The organism is Streptomyces bikiniensis, assembly GCF_000716625.1.
GTDB classification, from domain to species: domain Bacteria; phylum Actinomycetota; class Actinomycetes; order Streptomycetales; family Streptomycetaceae; genus Streptomyces; species Streptomyces bikiniensis.
Window position 1 is genome coordinate 272,896 of the sequence record NZ_JNXJ01000001.1, and the last position, 20,699, is coordinate 293,594.

The window sequence follows — 20,699 nt, forward strand, 5'->3', positions numbered from 1 at the left end:
GGATTTTCCGGTCCCCGTGCGGCCGTCTATCGTTCCGGGGAGGCGTCGGTCGAAAGGATGATCGACGGGGTGGCGAACGGCAGTCGACTACAGGGGGCGGAGATGGCGCGAGGAACCGACCGGAGAACACGGTCCGGGCGCCTCGCGGGCGGCGCCCGCCCCGCCCCCGGCCTGCTGCTCCTGGTGGTGGCCGCGCCCGCCGAGGCGATCGCGCCGCTCGGCGCGGAGCCGCCCGGCGTGCCCCTCGCCGTGGTCTGCCTCGGCCGGGGGGAGCCCGGCGAGGCCGAGGCCCTCGGCTCCGCCCTGGCCGCCGCGCGGGAGCGCGGGCACCGGATCGCCGGCGAGCCGTACGTGCTGGACGTCCGGGGCGACGCCGGGGAACGGCTGCTCGACCTCTTCCTCGACCTCGGCCCGACCCGGGTCGGCACGCTCGACCCCGACCCGGAGAGCGTCGCCGTCGAGGGCGGGGAACGGAAGTACGCGGTCGTCGAGCCCCCCGCCCGGGGGGCCGCCGCCCGGGCCGCCCTGGCTGCGGCCCGCGCGTACCAGGAGCGCACCGGCCGGCCGGTGTACGTGGACTGCCGGCGCGCCGGCACCGATCCGTACGCCCCGGGGGAGGCCGCCTCCCGGTACCCCCGGCAGAGCCGCTGGCTCACCCGGGGCGCGGACGGGCGCCTCTCCGTCCACCTGCTGTCCGCCGCCGGCGTCCTGCGCTGGACGGAGACCGCGCCGGGGGGACCGGACTGGGACGGCCCCGAACTGCTCGAAACGCCTCCGGAACTGATGCCGGGTCTCACCGTGCTCCAGGGCTCCGACGGGTACGTCCGCCTCCTCGGCCTGCGCAGGGCCACGGACAAGGGGGAGCGGGCCCTGGAGGTCGTCACCGCCGTCCAGTACCAGAGCGGCCGGCCGCTCGCCCCCTGGCAGTCGATCGGCAACCCGAACGCGCGCGAGTGGGAGCGGGCCCGGCAGGTCGGCTTCCCCGTCGCCGCGCTCGACGCCGAGGGCGCCCTGCACGTCTTCGTGCGCAACGTCGGGCGCGGCATCAGCACCCGGCGCCAGGACCGGGCCGGGCACTGGACCGGCTGGGAGCACCTGCGCGGCCTGCGGGTCGCCGACGAGCTGGCCGCCGTCCCCGGCCCGGGCGGCGGCGTCGACCTCGTGGCCCGGCGCCGCGACCGCGCGGAGGCCGTGCGCTGGCACTACGACCCGGCGGCCCGGAGCTGGACGGAGGACCGGGAGGTCCCGGTCCGGATGGTCCCCGGCAGCCTCGCGGCCGCCCCCGAGGCCGGCGGCGTCCGCTTCCGGTACGCCGACACCAACGAACTCTGCCTCTGGCGGCCGGGCGCGCCCGCGCCGGAAGCCCTGGGCGGTGCCGACGGCAGCGGGGCCGCGACCGGTGCCGTCGGCGCGGCGGTCCAGGGCTGGTCCTGCACGGTACTGGTCCGGCCGGGCGGCGACGGGACGGTCGCGATCGGGGTGCACGCCGACGGCCGCCCCGACACGGGCACCTGGTGGGCGCCCGGCGGCGAGCGGTCCCTGGTGGCTCCGGCGGTGGCCCTGGACGCCGGGGGGCGGGTGGTGGCGGCCGTGCTGGGCACCGACGGGGAGCCCCGGGTCATGCGCCAGCGCGAGGGGGCGGAGGGGCTGGACTTCGAGCCCTGGCGGGCCCTTTGACGCAGGTGGGACCCGCCACATTCGACCCGTTCCAAGTTTCGAACGTCGATCGCATTTGCTAGTCTCATGCAGTCTTTATGTGAACCACAAGTGGACCACATGTGTGGATCGCGTGGACGGCCCCCCGGCCCGAACGCTTCGGGCGGCAGGCCAATGGCTGCCCTGCCGCACCAGATGTCCGTGCGCCGACGACTGAGGGGCTCATGCAGAAGCTGTCACTCCGGGCTGTCCAGAAACTCACGTGCAAGAAGCGTGACGCCTGGTGGACCGTGCTCCTCGTCGACCCCGTCGCCACCCGGCTCGTCTGCCTCTTCGCCCGGTTCGACTGGATCACCCCGAACCGCGTCACCTGGGCCGCCCTCTTCGTCGGCCTCGGCTCGGCCGGCTTCTTCCTCAAGGGCGACTACGAGTCCCTCGCCATCGGCGCCGGGCTCTACCACGTCAGCTTCATCCTCGACTGCATCGACGGCAAGCTCGCCCGGCTCAAGGGCAACGGCTCCGTCTTCGGCGGCTGGCTCGACTACGTCTTCGACCGCATCCGGGTGCTGTTCTGCGCCCTCGCGCTGATGGGCGGCCAGTTCCTCCGGACCGACGAGCCGGTCTTCCTGCTCGCCGCCCTCGTCGTCGTCTTCCTCGACATGCTCCGCTACGTCGACGCGCTCCAGATCTACAAGATGCGCATGTCCATGCGCGCCAAGATCGAGGCCGTCACCCTCGCCCGGCAGGCCGAGGCCGGTGTGAAGGAGGAGGACCAGAAGGTCGTCTTCATGGAGGACCTGCTCCGCGCGAACCCCCTCGCGGAGGGCGAGACCCTCAAGGCCGCCGCGACCACCCGGCCCGGCCAGCCCGAGGTCATCGACCTCCACCAGCAGTTCCGCAAGAGCTTCCCCTGGTACGCCCGCTTCCGCCACGCCCTCCTGCGCACCCGCATCCGGCCGCACCTGATCAGCGGCATCGAGTTCCAGATGTTCATCTTCATCGTCGGCCCCCTCATCGGCCACGTCCTCGTGACGACCGCGGTCTCCGCGATCCTCCTGGGCGCCTTCGAACTCGTGATCATGTTCAAGTTCTGGCTCTCCACCCGCGACTTCACGCGCACCATGGAGCGCCTCGCGCCCGACAGCGTCCCCACCCGCGCGGGCTCCATCTCGCCCCACCTCCAGGCCGGCCGGCACCGCCGCCGCGAAGGCGACCAGGGACGCCCGGACACCGGCGCCGACGCGTGGACGGACCAGGGCGACCCGTACTCCCGCGACGACCTGCGCCTCCAGGAGCACCCGTACTCCCGCGACGACCGGGACCGCCAGCACCTCCGGGGCTCCCAGGACCATCCGTACCCCCACGACGCCCGGACGGAGCCGGACGGCTGGAACGAGCAGGTCACGTGGATGGACCAGCGCTTCCCCGCCCCCGAACCCGACGACGACCCCGGCTTCCAGCCGTACCCGCACCCCTACCCCGCCGAGCCCGAGGCGCAGGACACCGCGTGGCTCCCGCGCGTCCCCGCACAGCCCCACCCCGGCCACCACCACGCGGACTCGGGGCAGAGCTGGTCATGAGCGTTCCGCAGGACATCACGCACTACCGCGTCAGCATCGTCGTCCCCGCCCACAACGCGAGCGCCACGCTCTCCCGCGCCCTCCAGTCGGCCCTCTCCCAGACCCACCGCAACGTCGAGGTCCTGGTCGTCGACGACCGCTCCACCGACGGCACGCTGCTCACCGCCCGCCGGTTCGCCCAGGACGACCGGGTGCGGATCATCGAGCGGCCGGAGAACAGCGGCGGCTGCGGAGCGCCCCGGAACAACGGCATCGAGGCCGCCACCGGCGAGTACGTGATGTTCCTCGACGCCGACGACGAACTGCCCCTCAAGGCCGTCGAGGAACTGCTCTCCTCCGCGCTCGCCACCGGCTCCGACGTCACCGCCGGCCGCGCCCTGCGCGTCAACCTGGGCACCGACGAGGTCACCGTCTGGCAGCCGCAGCTCTACGCCGGGGACCAGACCGTCGGAGGCCTCGGCGCCTTCCCCGAGCTCTTCGCCGACCCCATCGCGGCCGGCAAGCTCTACCGCCACGACTTCCTCGACGACTTCGGCATCCGCTTCCCCGAGGGCGTCTTCTTCGAGGACACCTACTTCTCCACCGTCGCGAACTTCCACGCCCGCTCCCTCACCCTCCTCGCCACCCCCGTCTACCGGTGGATGTGGGAGAGCGAGAGCGACCAGCCCTCCATCACCAACCGGCGCCACGAGCTCCGCAGCATCCGCGACCGGGTCCTCGTCCACCAGTACACCGACCACTTCCTCACCGACGTCGGCCGCCCGGACCTGCTCGCCCACAAGGGCGCCAAGTTCCTCGCGCACGACCTGCGCCTCTACACCCCCGAACTGCGCGGCGGCGACGAGAACTACCGCCGCGGCTTCGTGCGGGCCGTCGCCCCGTACCTGCGGAGCCTGCACCCGCAGACGTACGACCTGTGCGGGCCCATGGAGCGGGTGCGCGCCTTCGGCCTCATGCACGGGCGGACCGACATCGCCGTGTCCGCGGCCGACTTCACCCGCCGCCGCAGCGTCGTCAGCTCCGACGTCGTCGAGCGCGACGGCCGCGTCTACTGGTCGGCCTCGATGCTCGGCATCGACGGCGCCGAGCGGTTCCTCGACGTCACCGACCTCGAACTGACCGGCACCAAGCTCGCCGACGCGCGCCTCTACAACGAGGCGTCCCGGGTCGAGATCGTCGGCGACCGGATGCACATCGCCGGTGCCATCAGGAACCAGTTCGGCCGCGTCGACCCCGAGGGCAAGACCTCGCTCACGGCCGTGCTGCGCCGCCGCAGCACCAAGACGGACCACCCCTTCCCCGCCACCGGCGTGGAGGTGGACGAGCACTGGATCCGCTACCACGCCACGATCGACCTGGCCGCCACCCTCGGCAAGGCCGACCACGGCGGCCACTGGAACTTCTTCGTCCAGCTCCGGCACGGCGGGGAGCGCGCCTCCACCGCGCTCAACATCGGCGCCGTCGACGTCCAGGACCTGCGGTACGCCACCGGCGCGGCGACCTACGAGGTCTACGAGACGGTCAGCGGCAACCTCGGCCTGCGCCCGCAGACCACCGAGACCCGGTCCAGGGTCCAGCCGCGCGGCACCCCGTGGCTGTGGTGGCGGGACGCCCCGCCGACCGCCCCGGCCACCGCCCCCGGCGGCCGGTACGGGGCCGCGGTCGTCGTCCACTGCCGCAACGACGAGTACGACCTGCCCGACTTCCTCGGCTCCCTCGCCGCCCAGGCGGACTTCCCCGGCACCGAGGTCGTCCTCGTCGACGACGGCTCCACCGACGCGACGCCCTACCTGCTCGCCGAGTTCACCGCACGGCACCCCAACGCCCGCGTGGTCACGCAGTACAGCCTCGGCCTGCGCTCCGCCTTCGACCACGGCCTCCGGTACGTCACCGCGCCCTACGTCATGTTCGCGCGGGCCCGCGACATCCTCGGCGAGGCCGCGGTCGCCCGGCTCCTGGCCGCCGCCCGCCGCGTCGACACCGGCGTCGACGTCGTCGTCGGCCGCGCCGACAACTTCCCCGGCCCGGCGCTGAACGAGGAAGAGCCCTGGCAGCGGTACTTCAAGGAGAACACCGCCGTCGACCGCCTCGACGACGCGCCGTACCTGGTCTTCTCCACCGCCCTCGGCGCGAAGCTGTTCAAGACCTCCTACGTGCGCGCCCACCGCTTCCGCTGCGGCCCCGGCCCCGGCTTCGAGGACGACTGGTTCACCGTCCCCGCGCTGCTCCGCTCCCGCCGGATCGCGATCGCCCGCGGCGCCCGCTTCTACGCGCGCGACGAGGAACTGCGGGGCTCCCTCTTCGACCGGCCGTGGAACGACCCGGTGAAGACCCAGGAGATCGTCCGGCTCGCCGCCCACGTCCTGAGGGCGGTCCAGGAGCAGCCGGAGCGCACGGTGCGCCTCGCCCAGCGGTTCGTCGTCCGCACGCTCCAGCCCTACGTGCGGAACATGCACCGGATCATGAGCAAGCCGGAGATCGCCGCCGCCCTGCCCTGGCTGCACGAGATCTACTCGGGGATACCCACCGACCTCGTCCTCCAGTACACCGTCCAGCCCCTGGCCCGGCTCCAGCACCACGCGATCGTCACCGGCGACCTGGACCTCTTCGCCGAACCGCGGACCGCGCCGGACTACCTGCCGACCCTCCACCTCGACGACGAGGGCGTCTACCGCAGGATCGCCGGCGACCCCGTCGACACCCGGCTGCTGCGCGTCCCGAAGATCGGCGCCGTCCTGGAGACCCTCGACTGGACCGGCGGCGAGATCGAGTTCCAGGGCCTGCTGGTCCTCGCCGCCACGGACATCGACCGGCCCTTCACCAACCGCATCGAACTGGTCCTCTCCGACGGGCGGCGCGAGTACGCCGTCCCGGTCGAGCAGGTCTACCGGCGCGACCGCTGGCGCACCCGCAAGGACCGGGACCTGTACGCCGGCTGGCGGGCGCGCGTCCGCACCACCCGGCTGCCGTCCGCCGTCGCCAACGCCGACCTCACCCTGACGATCCGCATCCACGAGGGCGACCGGCACCACGACACCCCGCTGGCCGCCCGCCAGATGCTGCACCGCTTCAAGGGCGTGCACACCCGCGGCAAGGAGCGCCTCGTGCTCTCCGTGGAGCAGGACGAGACGCCGAGGGTCCGCTGGGTGCGCGGCTTCCTCGCCCGCCGCGCGGACAAGCGCCGCCGCTTCTTCCGGGAGGTGCGCGCCTCGCTGCCCGGCCGCCCCGGCTGGCGCACCCGCCTGATGTACTGGCTGACCCACCCGCTCCTGCACCGCAAGGGCATCTGGATCATCGGCGAGCGCGAGGACACCGCCCAGGACAACAGCTACCACCTGTTCAAGTGGATCCGGCAGAACCACCCCCGCCGCAAGATCTACTACTCCATCAACCGCACCTCGGCCGACTGGGCCAAGCTCGCCCCGTACGGCCAGGTCATCGACCGCCTCTCCTGGAAGCACCGCGCCTACCTGCTGCACGCCGAGCGCCTGATCAACGCCTACGACCTGGAGGCGTACCTCGGCTTCCCCGGGCTCCCCAAGCGCGCCTTCCTGCGCGGCTACGGCGACCTGCTGCGCTACAAGCGGGTCTTCCTCCAGCACGGCGTGGTCTACAACGACGTGGTGGCCTCCATCCACGCCCAGGCCACCAACGTCGACATGGTGCTCACCACCGGCCGCAGCGAGCGCGCCTACTTCGCCGAGCACTGCGGCTACGGCTACGACCGCGTCGCCGCCACCGGGCTGCCGCGCTACGACGCGCTCGCCCCGGTGCCCGGCCTGCGCCGGATCCTGGTCATGCCGACCTGGCGGCGCGACATCGTCGCCCCCTCGTACAACAGGGCGGCGAAGCCCGAGATCCCCTTCGCGGCCTCGCAGTACTACCGCTTCTTCTCCTCGCTGCTGCGCGACGAGCGGCTGCTCGCCGCCCTGGAGCGGTACGGGGTGGAGCTGGAGTTCATGCCGCACTACGAGATCCGGCCGTACCTCAAGCACTTCACCATCGACCACCCGTCGATCACGGTGTCCACCACCGGCCGGGACGTCCAGCTGGCGATGCGCGAGTGCTCGATGCTGGTCACCGACTACTCGTCCGTCTTCTTCGACGTGGCCTACATGGGCAAGCCGATCGTCTACACGAACTTCGACGACGAGGAGTTCTACCGCAAGCACTACAAGCGCGGGTACTTCGACCTGGCGCGGGACGGCTTCGGCCCGGCCTGCGGCACGGTCGAGCACGCCGTGGACGAGATCATCGGCTCCATCGAGCGCGGGTTCCGCGTCGAACCGGAGTACCAGCGGCGCGCGGCCGAGTTCTTCGTGCTGCGCGACACGGCGAACTGCGAGCGGGCGTACCGGGTCATCGAGACCCTGGACGCCTCGGTCGTGGCCGACCCCGACTTCGAGGCCCATCGCGGGGTGCGCATTCCATGAACCGACGGGTCAGCCACTCAGGAACGATCAGATGAGAAGAATATTCATCGCGGGCGGCTCGGGAGCCTGCACGCGCCAGACCAGCATGGCACCGATGGTCGGCTGGGGCCAGGTGCTGCACCTGTTCACCCAGGGCGTCGAGGTCGTCAACGCGGCCCGCGCGGGGGCGAGTTCACGCAGCTTCTACGAGCGCGGCCGGCTGGCCTGGATCCTGGAGAACATCGCCCCGGGCGATCTGCTGCTGATCTCCTTCGGCCACAACGACATGCGCGCCGAGGACGGCCGGTTCACGGCCCCCTTCACCGACTTCCAGTTCTACATGCGCAAGTACACCGACGGCGCCCGGGCACGGGGCGCGCACCCCGTGCTCGTGCCGGGCGTGGAGCGGCGGGTCTTCGACGCGCACGAGAACATGCGCCGCAGCCTCGGCGTCTACCCGCAGGCCATCCGGGAGCTCTCCCGGACCATCTCGGTGCCCCTCATCGACCTGCACGACTTCACCAGCACCTGGTGGGAGCAGCTGGGCTCCGAGGAGAGCAAGAAGGTCTTCCTCTACCTCCGGCCCGGCGAGAACCCCAACTACCCCGACGGCGTCGAGGACAACAGCCACCTGCGGCCGCACGGCGCCCTGGAGTGCGCCCGCTTCGTGGCCCGGGGGATGTACGCGCAGGGCCTGCTGCTGCCGGAGTACTTCCGGAACCTGGACGCGCTCGTCCCGGAGCACGAGGTCGCCTGGCTCCCGGACGACGTCTTCGAGCACCTGACCAAGTCCCGCGTGAGCGAGGTGGCGCAGTGAGCGAGAACTGGTACCCGCTGGCGAGGGCCTCGGTGTTCCACCCGGAGACCCCGCGCCACGGCGGCCGCCTGGAGCTGTACGGCGACGCCGACCCGGCACTGCCCCTGGCTCCCGGACAGCGCTTCCGGCTGATGCTGTCGATCACCCCGCAGGACGAGCCGTTCCGCGTGTACGGCTACGTCCTGCCCGACCTCTTCGAAGGGGTCCTCGGCGTCGTCCGCCACCAGGGCCTCGCCAAGATGGAGAGCGGCCGGTACGCCACCTACGCCTCCGGGAGCGAGCCGCGCGCCGTCACCATGACGGTCCGGGTCGCGGACGACGCGCCCGAGGGCTCGTACTTCCTGCCCCGGATCGTGGTCGGCGTCAAGCGCACCGAGAAGGAGCGCCTGGTCGCCTCGATGGCCAACTCCCACCTGGGCTTCCGCGTCCGCCGGCACTGGCTGGCCGGGCACGTGATGCTGCTCGAACCCGGCGGCGGCTTCACCGTCCCGTCCGACTACAGCCCCCTCGAAGGCCTGCGGTTCACCGGCAGCTCGTTCCCCGCCCGCGGCACCCTCTTCCACCAGCCCGGCGGAGGACTCACCTACCAGGCCGCCCCCGACTTCCTGGGCTACGACTCCTTCTCGGTCGAGTTCGAGGACGGGACGGGACACCGGGTCCGGCAGGAGATCACCGTCCACGTCGGCGGCCTGGGCGACTCTCCCGGCGCACTGCCGGCGGATGCCTAGGATCCCGGCCCGGCACCGGGCCCTCGCGCTCGCGCTCGCCCTGCTGGCCGTGACCGGGGCGTGCACCCGGTCGGAGGAGAAGGGCCCCGGCATCTCCGCGAAGCCGTCCGGCCCCGTCACCGAACGGCCGCTCGCCGCCGGCGTCGACTACCGGGAGTCCGTCCACCGGGGCCCGGCCGGACCGGTGCGGGTCTCGGTCCTGCGGATCGCCCCGGACGCCGCGGCCCGGCTCGTCGGCGCGCACGGCGCGAGCATGGCCCTGCCCCAGACGGTGCGTCAGGCGGCGCGCCGGGCCGGGGCCCTCGCCGCCGTCAACGGCTCGTACTTCGACATCAAGGGAGGCAAGGCGTACAGCGGCTACCCGGGCGACCCCGTCGGCCTGTACGTCGAGGGCGGCCGGGTCCTCAGCGAGGCCCGCGACGACGGCGCCGCCCTGCTCCTCGGCCACCGCGACGGACGCCTGTGGGCCCGGATCACCGAGGTCGCCACGCCCGGTCTGATCACCGCCGCCGACGGGGAGACCCGGCGGCTGGACGGCGTCGACCGGGCCGCGGGCCGGCTCCGCCCCTGCCGAGGCACCGACCACGACCGGCTCGCGGCCGAGGGCCGCGTCTGGCGCCAGGACCCGGGCACCGGGCTGTGCGAGGACCCCGACGAGATCGTCGAGTTCACGCCCGACTGGGGCGTCGCGACCCCGGACGGCCCCCGCGGCAGCGTCGAGGCGGTGCTGGACGGCGACGGCGCCGTGAGCCGGCTGCGCTCCCCGGCCGGCGGCCCCGTACCGAAGGACGGCCGGGCCCTGTACGGGATCGGCGAGGGCGCCGACTGGCTGCGGGAGCACGTCCGGCGCGGCACCGCGCCGGACGTCTCGATCCCGCTGACCGACTCCTCCGGCGAGGACCTCACCGGCTTCGTCGACACCGCGGTGGGCGGCGGCAGGCGGCTCCTCTCCGGCGGCCGTGTCGTGCTGAGCGAGCGGGACCGCGCGGCGACCGACCGGCCGCCGCGGACCCTGGCCGGGGTCACCGCCGACGGCTCGGTCCTGCTGGTCACCGTCGACGGGCGCGACCCGGGCGCGAGCGAGGGCGCCACCCTCGCCGAGTCCGCCGGGCTGCTGAGCTCCCTCGGCGCCGTCGACGGGCTCAACCTCGACGGCGGCGGCTCCACGACGATGGTGGTCGGCGGGGAGCTGCGCAACCGCCCCCGGGAGGCCGTGGGCGACCCGGTGGGCGAGCGGAAGGTGGCCACGGTCCTGGCGGTACTGCCCCGCTGACGCGGCGCGGGGAGGGACGAACGCAAGGGGAGGGACCGAACGGAAGGAGGGGCCGGTGGCAGTGCCACCGGCCCCTCCTCATGGCCTCCCGCAGGCGTTACGCCGGGACGCTCGCCACGCCCTGCGCCAGGAAACGCTTCCCGTTGACGCGCTCGGAGACGCCCTCACGGTCCAGGTACGGCGTGATGCCGCCCAGGTGGAAGGGCCAGCCCGCGCCCGTGATCAGGCAGAGGTCGATGTCCTGCGCCTCGGCGACGACACCCTCCTCCAGCATCAGGCCGATCTCCTGCGCCACCGCGTCCAGGACGCGGTCGCGGACCTGCTCCTCGGTCAGGACGGTGTCGCCCTGCTTCAGGAGGGCGGCGACCTCGGGGTCGAGCTCCGGCTTCCCGGAGTCGTACACGTAGAAGCCCCGCTTGCCGGCCTCGACGACCGCCTTCAGGTTGGGGGAGACCTTGAAGCGCTCCGGGAAGGAGCGGTTCAGGGTCTCGGAGACGTGCAGACCGATCGCCGGGCCGACCAGCTCCAGGAGGACCAGCGGCGACATCGGCAGGCCGAGCGGCTCGATGGCCTTCTCCGCCGTCTCGACGGGGGTGCCCTCGTCGATGACGTTCTGGATCTCGCCCATGAAGCGGGTCAGGATGCGGTTCACGACGAACGCCGGGGCGTCCTTGGTGAGGACCGCGGTCTTCTTCAGCTTCTTCGCCACGCCGAAGGCGGTGGCGAGGGATGCGTCGTCCGTCCGCTCGCCGCGCACGATCTCCAGGAGCGGGAGGATCGCGACCGGGTTGAAGAAGTGGAAGCCGACCACGCGCTCGGGGTGCTTGAGCTTGGAGGCCATCTCCGAGACGGAGAGCGAGGAGGTGTTGGTGGCGAGGATCGCGTGCGCCGGGGCGACCGCCTCGACCTCCGCGAACACCTTCTGCTTGACCGACATCTCCTCGAACACGGCCTCGATGACGAAGTCCGCGTCCGCGAAGCCCTCGGCCTTGTCCAGCACGCCGGAGACCAGGCCCTTGAGGCGGTTGGCCTTGTCCTGGTTGATGCGGCCCTTGCCGAGCAGCTTCTCGATCTCGGCGTGGACGTAGCCGACGCCCTTGTCGACGCGCTCCTGGTCGATGTCGGTCAGGACGACCGGCACCTCCAGACGGCGCAGGAAGAGCAGGGCGAGCTGGGAGGCCATCAGACCGGCGCCGACGACGCCGACCTTGGTGACCGGGCGGGCCAGCGACTTGTCCGGGGCGCCGGCGGGGCGCTTGCCGCGCTTCTGCACCAGGTTGAAGGCGTAGATGCCGGAGCGCAGCTCGCCGCCCATGATCAGGTCCGCGAGGGCCTGGTCCTCGGCGTCGAAGCCCTTCTGCAGGTCCCCGTCCTTGGCGGCCTCGATGATGTCGAGGGCGCGGTAGGCGGCCGGGGCGGCGCCGTGCACCTTGGAGTCGGCGACGAAGCGGCCCTTGGCGACGGCCTGGTCCCAGGCCTCGCCGCGGTCGACCTCGGGGCGCTCGACGGTGGTGGTGCCGTTGAGGACGGAGGCCGTCCAGATCAGCGACTGCTCCAGGAAGTCCGCGCCCTCGAACAGCGCGTCGGCGATGCCGAGTTCGAAGACCTGCTTGCCCTTGAGCTGACGGTTCTGGTTCAGCGAGTTCTCGATGATGACCGAGACGGCCTTCTCGGCGCCGATCAGGTTCGGCAGGATGGCGCAGCCGCCCCAGCCGGGCACCAGGCCGAGGAAGACCTCGGGCAGCGAGAAGGCCGGCAGGGCCTTCGAGACGGTGCGGTAGGTGCAGTGCAGACCGACCTCGACGCCGCCGCCCATGGCCGCGCCGTTGTAGTACGCGAAGGTCGGCACGGCGAGGGAGGACAGACGCTTGAAGACGTCGTGGCCGCCCTTGCCGATGGCGAGGGCCTCCTCGTGCTTCTTCAGCAGCTCGACGCCCTTGAGGTCGGCGCCGACGGCGAAGATGAACGGCTTGCCGGTGATGCCGACGCCGACGATCTCGCCGTTGGCGGCCTCCGCCTCGACCTGGTCGATCGCCGTGTTCAGGTTGGCGAGGGACTGCGGCCCGAAGGTGGTCGGCTTGGTGTGGTCGAAGCCGTTGTCCAGCGTGATCAGCGCGAACCGGCCCGCACCCGCGGGCAGTTCGAAGTGCCGTACGTGGGCGCTGGTGACGACCTCGTCCGGGAAGAGCTCGGCGGCGCCCTTCAGAAGCTCGGCGGTGGTGCTCACTTGCCCTCCCAGTGGGGGTTCTCCCAGATGACCGTCGCGCCCATGCCGAAGCCGACGCACATGGTGTTGAGGCCGTAGCGGACCTGCGGGTTCTCCTCGAACTGGCGGGCCAGCTGCGTCATCAGGCGGACGCCGGAGGAGGCCAGCGGGTGACCGTAGGCGATGGCGCCGCCGTACTGGTTCACGCGGGCGTCGTCGTCGGCGATGCCGTAGTGCTCCAGGAAGGCGAGGACCTGGACGGCGAAGGCCTCGTTGATCTCGAAGAGGCCGATGTCCTCGATGGACAGGCCGGCCTGCGCGAGGGCCTTCTCGGTGGCGGGGATCGGGCCGTAGCCCATGACCTCGGGCTCGACGCCGGCGAAGGCGTACGAGACCAGGCGCATCTTGACCGGGAGGCCGTTCTCCCGGGCGAAGTCCTCGGAGGCGATGATCGAGGCGGTGGCGCCGTCGTTCAGGCCGGCCGCGTTGCCCGCGGTCACGTTGCCGTGGACGCGGAACGGGGTCTTCAGGTTCGCCAGCGACTCCAGGGTGGTGCCCGGGCGCATCGGCTCGTCGGCGGTGACCAGGCCCCAGCCCGTCTCGCCGCCCTCGGCGTTGGTGCGGCGGACCGAGATCGGCACCAGGTCCTGCTGGATCTTGCCGTCGGCGTACGCCTTGGCGGCCTTCTCCTGCGAGCGCACGGCGTACTCGTCGGCGCGCCGCTTGGTGATGCTCGGGTAGCGGTCGTGCAGGTTCTCGGCGGTCATGCCCATGAAGAGGGCGGACTCGTCGACGAGCTTCTCCGACACGAAGCGCGGGTTCGGGTCGACGCCCTCGCCCATGGGGTGGCGGCCCATGTGCTCGACGCCACCGGCGATGACGGCGTCGTAGGCGCCGAAGGCGATCGAGCCGGCGGTCGTGGTGACGGCGGTCAGCGCGCCGGCGCACATGCGGTCGATGGAGTAGCCCGGCACCGACTGCGGCAGCCCGGCGAGGATGCCCGCCGTGCGGCCGAGGGTCAGACCCTGGTCGCCGATCTGCGTGGTCGCGGCGATGGCGACCTCGTCGATCTTCGCGGGGTCGAGGCCGGGGTTGCGGCGCAGCAGCTCCCGGATGGCCTTGACGACGAGGTCGTCGGCGCGGGTCTCGTGGTAGATGCCCTTCGGGCCCGCCTTGCCGAACGGGGTGCGGACGCCGTCGACGAAGACGACGTCCCTGACGGTACGAGGCACGATGGCTCTCCTCCAGGGTGCGGGACGGCCTGCTGCGGCGCACGCCTAAGCGTGCGCTTGCTCCCCCCATGCTACTTACGAGTAACCATGCTGCCCACCCCCTGGGGGCCAAGCGGCGAAGGTCACACCGGGAACTCTGCCGCAGACGGCCGGAAACGGCGGAGCCCCCGTCACCCTTCCGGGTGCGGGAGCTCCGCGGGGGAGTCGCACTCGCGCGGTTACGCGGTCGCCGCCAGCGCCTTCACCAGGAGCGGGGCCACCAGCTCCACCTGCCAGGGGCGTGCGCCGTACCCCGCCAGGGCGGCGGCGACGCGGTCGGGGTCGGCCGGGGACGGGGGCTCCCAGCAGACCCGGCGCACGGTGTCCGGGGTGATCAGGTTCTCCTGCGGCAGGTTCAGCTCCTCCGCGAGCGCCGAGACCGCCGCGCGCGCCGCCGACAGGCGGGCCGCCGCCACCGGGTCCTTGTCGGCCCAGGCGCGCGGCGGGGGTGGCCCCGCCGGCTGCTGGCCCGGCTGGGGCAGCTCGCTCTCCGGCAGCGCCCTGGCCCGGTCCACCGCCGCCTGCCACTGCTCCAGCTGGCGCCGGCCCATCCGGTGGCCGAAACCGGTCAGCGCGGTCAGCGCGGCCAGGTTCACCGGCACCGCGAGCGCCGCCTCCACGATCGCCGCGTCGCTCAGCACCTTGCCGGGGGAGACGTCGCGCCGCTGGGCCACCCGGTCGCGGGCCGTCCACAGCTCCCGTACGACCGCCATCTGGCGCCGCCGGCGCACCTTGTGCATGCCGGAGGTGCGCCGCCACGGGTCCTTGCGCGGCGGGGCGGGCGGGGCGGCGGCGATCGCGTCGAACTCCTGGCGCGCCCACTCCAGCTTCCCCTGCCGGTCGAGCTCCGCCTCCAGGGCGTCCCGCAGGTCCACGAGCAGTTCGACGTCGAGCGCCGCGTAGCGCAGCCAGGGCTCGGGGAGCGGCCGGGTCGACCAGTCCACGGCGGAGTGGCCCTTCTCCAGGGCGTAGCCGAGGACGGACTCGACCATCGCGCCGAGGCCGACGCGCGGGAAGCCCGCGAGCCGCCCGGCCAGCTCGGTGTCGAAGAGCGAGGTCGGCCGCATGCCTATGTCACGGAGACAGGGCAGGTCCTGGGTGGCGGCGTGCAGGATCCACTCGGTTCCGGCCAGGGCCTCGCCGAGCCCGGAGAGGTCGGGGCAGCCGACGGGGTCGATCAGGGCGGTGCCCGCGCCCGCGCGGCGGAGCTGGACGAGGTAGGCGCGCTGGCCGTAGCGGTAGCCGGAGGCGCGCTCGGCGTCCACGGCCACGGGGCCGGTCCCGGCGGCGAAGGCGGCGGTCACCTCCGCGAGCGCGTCCTCGGTCTCGACGACGGGCGGCACCCCCTCGCGGGGCGCCAGCAACGGGGTCGGAAGCCCATTCGCAGGGACGTCGTCGTCCGGGGGGCCGCCCCCGGTGGTGCGCAGTGCCGCGTCTGCTGCGGTCTCTTGGGCGTCGGTCACCCGTCAAGGGTATCGGTGAACGGTCACGGCCGGAGAGCTCGCGGTAGCCGCCCGGGTGGCTCGGGGCACCCGGGGGGCGGCGGTGGCCCAGACGGGCCGCCGCGGCGCCGATGGGGGCGGCGCCGGGGCGGGTGGGGTGACCGATGTTGGTCCGGGTGCCGGTGACGACGTAGCCCTTCACGCCGCCCGCGAGGGCGTTGCGCACGGCGCCGATGTCGTCGGCGGCCGAGAGGGCGAGGCCGTTGGGCCAGCCCGCGGCGCGGGTCTCGGACAGCAGGGTCAGGCCGCTGCCGTCGGGCAGGTGGACGTCGGCAACGCAGATGTCGCGCGGGTTGCCGACGCGGGGACGGGCCTCCGCGATGGACGACGCCTCGATCACGTCACGTACTCCGAGGGCCCACAGGTGGCGGGTCACGGTGGAACGGACGCGCGGGTCGGCCACGACGACCATGGCCGTCGGCTTGTTCGGGCGGTAGGCGACCAGGCTTGCGGGCTGCTCGAGGAGAACGGACACCAGGCCTCCTGGGGGGAAGGTGGGGGACGGAGCCGGCTCGGGGAAGAAGCCGGGGGCGAACCCGTGCTGTGAAGGGGTCACTGACTCCTTCGGCAGCAGGGCCGCCCGCCTTTAGGGAAAGATCACGATTTGGTGAGTAACAATTAGGGCAATTCGGACGCTTGATCGATCATCCTACGAGCGGGCCCCGCTCCTTCACCCTCCCGGGGGAGCCCCGGAGCGCCTTTGCGAACGTCCCGCGTGGCGTTCCGGAGCGCCCCGGACCCCTCAGGCCTGCTGCGGCCCCCGCCGCTGCGGCAGCGAGACGACGCCCGCGCCCGTGGCCGTCCCCGCCGCCCCCGGCTCGACCGGCGCGGGCGGCAGCCCCGCGATCTGGCAGAGCAGGTCGCACCAGGCCGCCAGGTGCGCCCCCGTGTCCGGCACCCCGCCCAGGCCCTCGCGCGGCGTCCAGGACGCCCGGATCTCGATCTGGGTCGCCGGCCGCCGGTCCGCGAGCCCGCCGAAGTAGTGCGAGCCCGCCATCGTCACGGTCCCGCTCGCCTCCCCGTACGCGAGCCCCCGCGCCTCCAGGGCCCCCGTCAGCCAGGACCAGCACACCTCGGGCAGCAGCGGGTCCGCCGCCATCTCCGGCTCCAGCTCCGCCCGCACCAGCGTCACCAGGCGGAACGTTCCCTTCCAGGCCTCGTGCCCGTCCGGATCGTGCAGCAGGACCAGCCGCCCGTCCGCCAGGTCCTCCTCGCCGTCCACGACGGCCGCCTCCACCGCGTACGCGTACGGCGCCAGCCGCTGCGGCGGCCTGGTCGGGTCCACCTCGACCTCGGACCGCAGCCGCGCCGAGCGCAAGGCCCCCACCGCCCGCCGGAAAGCCGGTGGCACCGGGTTCGTCTCCGTACTGCCCGCCGTTTCGTCCGTCCCTCGATCGCCGTCGGAATGATCGGAAAAGTGTCCCTGAGCCGCAGCCATGCGGGGAAGAGTAGGCGGAACGGGGCTTTCGTGCAGGGAGGGACACCCTGCCCGGACGAGCGGCTTCCCGCCACATGCGAAGATTCCGGGCGCGAGTGCCGACCGTGCGAAGATTCTGGGCGTGAGTGCCAACGACAGCCCGCAGGGCCAGCAGACGAAGCAGCAGTCGCGGACGCACGACTCCGCGTTCCTCAAGGCGTGCCGGCGCGAACCGGTGCCGCACACCCCCGTCTGGTTCATGCGGCAGGCCGGGCGCTCCCTCCCCGAGTACCTGAAGGTCCGCGAGGGCGTCCCCATGCTGGAGTCGTGCATGCGGCCCGAGCTGGTCACCGAGATCACGCTCCAGCCGGTACGCCGCCACAAGGTCGACGCCGCCATCTACTTCAGCGACATCGTCGTCCCCCTCAAGGCCATCGGCATCGACCTCGACATCAAGCCCGGCGTCGGCCCGGTCGTCGCCGACCCGATCCGCACCCGCGCCGACCTGGCCCGGCTGCGCGACCTGACCCCCGAGGACGTCCACTACGTCACCGAGGCCATCGGCATGCTCACCGGCGAGCTGGGCGACACCCCGCTCATCGGTTTCGCCGGCGCGCCCTTCACCCTCGCGAGCTACCTCGTCGAGGGCGGTCCGTCGCGCAACCACGAGCACACCAAGGCGCTCATGTACGGCGACCCGCAGCTCTGGGCCGACCTCCTCGACCGCCTCGCCGGGATCACCTCGGCCTTCCTCAAGGTCCAGATCGAGGCCGGCGCCTCCGCCGTGCAGCTCTTCGACTCCTGGGTCGGCGCCCTCGCGCCGGCCGACTACCGCCGCTCCGTGATGCCCGCCTCCGTGAAGGTGTTCGACGCGGTCGCCGGGTACGGCGTCCCGCGCATCCACTTCGGCGTCGGCACGGGCGAGCTGCTCGGCCTCATGGGCGAGGCGGGCGCGGACGTCGTCGGCGTCGACTGGCGCGTCCCGCTGGACGAGGCCGCCCGCCGCGTCGGCCCCGGCAAGGCGCTCCAGGGCAACCTCGACCCCGCCGTCCTCTTCTCCTCCCGCGAGGCCGTCGAGGCCAAGACGGACGAGGTCCTGGCCGCCGCGAAGGGCCTGGAGGGGCACGTCTTCAACCTGGGCCACGGCGTCCTGCCCACCACCGACCCGGACGCGCTGACCCGCCTCGTCGAGTACGTGCACACGCACACGGCCGTCTGACCGCCGGGAAGCACGGCCGAGTACGCGCACGACCGAGTACACGCACGACCGGCCGACCGGCCGACCGCCGGGAAGCACTCGCGCGACGGCCGCCGGGACACCCCCCGGCGGCCGTCGCCGTTCCCGTGCTCAGCCCGCCGCGCGGACCGCCGCCGTCGCCTTGCGGGCCGCGACGAGCACCGGGTCCCACACCGGCGAGAACGGCGGCGCGTACCCCAGGTCCAGGGCCGTCATCTCCTCCACCGTCATCCTGGCCGTGAGCGCCACCGCCGCCACGTCCACCCGCTTCGCCGCGCCCTCCCGGCCCACGATCTGCGTCCCGAGCAGCCGCCCGGTCCGCCGCTCGGCCAGCATCTTCACCGTCATCGGCGCGGCCCCCGGGTAGTAGCCCGCCCGGCTGGTCGACTCGACCGTCACCGTCACGAACCGCAGCCCCGCCTCCCGGGCCTCCTTCTCCCGCAGGCCGGTCCGCGCGATCTCCAGGTCGCAGACCTTCGACACCGCCGTGCCCACCACGCCCGGGAAGGTCGCGTAGTCGCCGCCGACGTTCGACCCGATGACCTGGCCCTGTTTGTTCGCGTGCGTCCCGAGGGCCACGTGCCGCATCCGGCCCGAGACCAGGTCCAGGACCTCGACGCAGTCGCCGCCCGCCCAGACGTTCCCGTGCCCCCGCACCCGCATCGCCAGATCGGTGAGCAGCCCGCCGTGCGCCCCGAGCGGCAGCCCCGCCTCCTCGGCGAGCGCGGTCTCCGGCCGTACGCCCGTGCCCAGGACCACCACGTCCGCCGGGTACTCCTCCTCGTCCGTCGCCACCGCCCGGACCCGGCCGCCGGGGCCGGTCAGGACCTCCGTGACCGCCGCCGAGTTGACCGTCCTGATCCCGAGCCCGTCCATCGCCGCGTGCACGAGCCGGCCCATGTCCGGGTCGAGGGTCGCCATCGGCTGCTCGCTGCGGTTGAGGACGGTCACCCCGTACCCCCGGTTGAGGAGCGCCTCGGCCATCTCCACGCCGATGTACCCGGCGCCGATCACCACCGCCCGCCGCCCCTCCGCACCGGAGCCCTCCCCACGGGAGAGCGCGTCGATCAGGGCCTGGCCGTCGTCCAGGTTCTGCACGCCGTGCACCCCGGGCGCGTCGATCCCCGGCACCGGCGGGCGCAGCGGCCGCGCCCCCGTCGCGATCACCAGCTTGTCGAAGCCGGTCCACTCCTCCGTACCGGACTCCAGGTCCCGGGAGCGGACCCGCTGCCGCTCGACGTCGATCTCCGTCACCTCGGTGCGCGTCCGCAGGTCGATGGCGCGGGCCCGGTGCTCCTCGGGGGAGCGGGCGATCAGCTCGTCGCGCGAGCCGACGTCCCCGCCGACCCAGTAGGGGATGCCGCAGGCCGAGTACGAGGAGAAGTGCCCGCGCTCGAAGGCGACGATCTCCAGCTCCCCGGGGGACTTGAGCCTGCGCGCCTGCGACGCGGCGGACATGCCCGCCGCGTCGCCACCGATGACCACCAGTCGTTCGCTCATGGGGACGACGCTACTTCTCCCCGGCCCCTCCGGTCTCCGGGGCCTTTCCGGTCTCCGGGGCTTCAGGGCCCACGGGCGCCCCGGCGGCGTTCCGCCCGGCCCCGGCGTCACCGGGACGCGGCCCCGGCACCGGCGCGGGGCGGCGGGCGGCGAGCCGGGGGCGGATCAGCCGGCGCCAGAGGACGAGGGCGACCAGGCCGACCGCGAGCCACGGGGCCAGGGCCGCGAGCACCACCAGGAACCAGGCCGCCACCCCGACCAGGGCGTTCCAGCCGCCGCTCAGGGCGTCCAGGAAACCGGGGCGGCCCTCCTCCTCCGGCTCCTCGTCCTCCGGCTTCTCCTTCCGCTTCTCGGTGAGCTGGAGGGTGATCGTCGCCAGCGACGTCCGGTCCTTCAGCGAGGACTGCTGCGCGAGCAGCGCCTCCAGGTCCGCCTGACGCCGGCTCAGCTCGGCCTCCAGGGTCACCACGTCGGACAGCTCGTCCGCCCGGTCCATCAGCTCCCGCACCCGCGCCACACTGGCCCGCTGGGTGGCGATCCGGCTCTGCACGTCCACCACCTGGTCGGTGACGTCCTGGGCGTCGGCCTTGCGGCCCAGCAGCTTCCCGGTGCCCGCCAGTTCGGCGAGGACGGAGTCGTACTCCTCCTGCGGCACCCGCAGCACGATCCGCGAGGCGAGGTACGCGTCGTCCACCCGCTCCGTCGACTCGTTCTCGACCCGTCCGCCCGCCTCCACCGCCGCCGCCCGGGCCGTGGCCAGGGCCTTCGCCGCGTCCGCGACCTCCACGGACAGCGAGGCGGTGCGGATGACGTGCTGCGGGGCCGGCGCCTTCGCCGCGGCCTTCCCGGAACCGGAACCGGACCCGGAACCGGAGCCCGAGCCGGACGCGGACCCGGCCCCCGGTCCCGACCCCGACGAGGCCCCCGAGGAGCCGTCCGCCGCGCCCCCGCCCGGCGCCCGGTCGGCGGGCTTCTCCGCCCGCGCCCCCGCCGCCTTGCCGTCCGCGTCCGACCCGCCCGCGCCGCAGCCCGTCAGGACCAGTGACGCCGTCAGCAGGACGGCGGCCGTCGTACTCGCTCTCCGCACGGGAACCCCCCAA

General features: G+C 73.2%; 13 protein-coding genes and 1 pseudogene. 7 read left to right on the forward strand and 7 right to left on the reverse strand.

Annotation, left to right across the window (positions count from 1 at the left end; genetic code table 11):
- Positions 1 to 102: 102 nt before the first annotated feature.
- The 6 genes from OO47_RS01070 to OO47_RS01095 all read left to right on the forward strand — a co-directional run bounded on the left by OO47_RS01070 (position 103) and on the right by OO47_RS01095 (position 10,466).
- Positions 103 to 1,677: a hypothetical protein gene (locus OO47_RS01070; protein WP_051715801.1), complete on the forward strand. Its 1,575-nt coding sequence runs from the start codon at positions 103 to 105 to the stop codon at positions 1,675 to 1,677.
- 203 nt (positions 1,678 to 1,880) lie between these two features.
- Complete coding sequence (locus OO47_RS38355) at positions 1,881 to 3,236, forward strand: CDP-alcohol phosphatidyltransferase family protein (protein ID WP_106969315.1); 1,356 nt, start codon at positions 1,881 to 1,883, stop codon at positions 3,234 to 3,236.
- On the forward strand, positions 3,233 to 7,669 hold the full coding sequence (locus tag OO47_RS33815) for a glycosyltransferase (protein ID WP_030211639.1): 4,437 nt from the start codon (positions 3,233 to 3,235) through the stop codon (positions 7,667 to 7,669). Before OO47_RS38355 ends, OO47_RS33815 begins: the two co-directional genes overlap by 4 nt.
- 31 nt (positions 7,670 to 7,700) lie before the next feature.
- Positions 7,701 to 8,465 carry a rhamnogalacturonan acetylesterase gene (locus OO47_RS01085; RefSeq protein ID WP_033207555.1) on the forward strand — a complete coding sequence of 255 codons (765 nt, stop codon included), beginning with the start codon at positions 7,701 to 7,703 and terminating at the stop codon, positions 8,463 to 8,465.
- Positions 8,462 to 9,193, forward strand: a complete 732-nt coding sequence (locus OO47_RS01090; protein ID WP_030211643.1) for an Ig-like domain-containing protein — start codon at positions 8,462 to 8,464, stop codon at positions 9,191 to 9,193. The genes OO47_RS01085 and OO47_RS01090 overlap by 4 nt, the downstream gene beginning before the upstream one ends.
- Complete coding sequence (locus tag OO47_RS01095; protein ID WP_078489424.1) at positions 9,186 to 10,466, forward strand: phosphodiester glycosidase family protein; 1,281 nt, start codon at positions 9,186 to 9,188, stop codon at positions 10,464 to 10,466. The genes OO47_RS01090 and OO47_RS01095 overlap by 8 nt, the downstream gene beginning before the upstream one ends.
- A gap of 97 nt (positions 10,467 to 10,563) precedes the next feature.
- Here the strand turns inward: OO47_RS01095 and OO47_RS01100 are convergent, their stop codons facing one another.
- The 5 genes and pseudogenes from OO47_RS01100 to OO47_RS01120 form a co-directional block, all read right to left on the reverse strand.
- Complete coding sequence (locus tag OO47_RS01100; RefSeq protein WP_030211649.1) at positions 10,564 to 12,693, reverse strand: 3-hydroxyacyl-CoA dehydrogenase NAD-binding domain-containing protein; 2,130 nt, start codon at positions 12,691 to 12,693, stop codon at positions 10,564 to 10,566.
- Positions 12,690 to 13,904: a thiolase family protein gene (locus tag OO47_RS01105; RefSeq protein ID WP_030211651.1), complete on the reverse strand. Its 1,215-nt coding sequence runs from the start codon at positions 13,902 to 13,904 to the stop codon at positions 12,690 to 12,692. The genes OO47_RS01100 and OO47_RS01105 overlap by 4 nt, the downstream gene beginning before the upstream one ends.
- A 218-nt stretch (positions 13,905 to 14,122) precedes the next feature.
- The gene (locus OO47_RS01110; protein ID WP_030211653.1) at positions 14,123 to 15,406 is read right to left on the reverse strand and encodes an HRDC domain-containing protein; all 1,284 of its coding nucleotides are present in this window, start codon (positions 15,404 to 15,406) and stop codon (positions 14,123 to 14,125) included.
- Positions 15,402 to 15,920 (reverse strand): annotated as a pseudogene (locus OO47_RS34555) (response regulator); the annotation flags it as partial. The gene OO47_RS01110 and the pseudogene OO47_RS34555, both read right to left, overlap by 5 nt.
- A 267-nt stretch (positions 15,921 to 16,187) precedes the next feature.
- Positions 16,188 to 16,883: a DUF3000 domain-containing protein gene (locus OO47_RS01120; protein ID WP_030211660.1), complete on the reverse strand. Its 696-nt coding sequence runs from the start codon at positions 16,881 to 16,883 to the stop codon at positions 16,188 to 16,190.
- Positions 16,884 to 17,004: 121 nt separating this feature from the next.
- Between OO47_RS01120 and hemE the strand changes: the two genes are divergently transcribed.
- Positions 17,005 to 18,081, forward strand: coding sequence for a uroporphyrinogen decarboxylase (gene hemE, locus OO47_RS01125; RefSeq protein ID WP_030211662.1), 1,077 nt, complete (start codon positions 17,005 to 17,007; stop codon positions 18,079 to 18,081).
- A 129-nt stretch (positions 18,082 to 18,210) separates the two neighbouring features.
- Here hemE and OO47_RS01130 read toward each other — a convergent pair whose 3' ends face one another.
- Positions 18,211 to 19,599, reverse strand: a complete 1,389-nt coding sequence (locus OO47_RS01130; protein WP_030211663.1) for an FAD-dependent oxidoreductase — start codon at positions 19,597 to 19,599, stop codon at positions 18,211 to 18,213.
- Between the two features lie 10 nt (positions 19,600 to 19,609).
- Positions 19,610 to 20,686 carry a DUF4349 domain-containing protein gene (locus tag OO47_RS01135; RefSeq protein ID WP_051715803.1) on the reverse strand — a complete coding sequence of 359 codons (1,077 nt, stop codon included), beginning with the start codon at positions 20,684 to 20,686 and terminating at the stop codon, positions 19,610 to 19,612.
- Between the last annotated feature and the right edge of the window lie 13 nt (positions 20,687 to 20,699).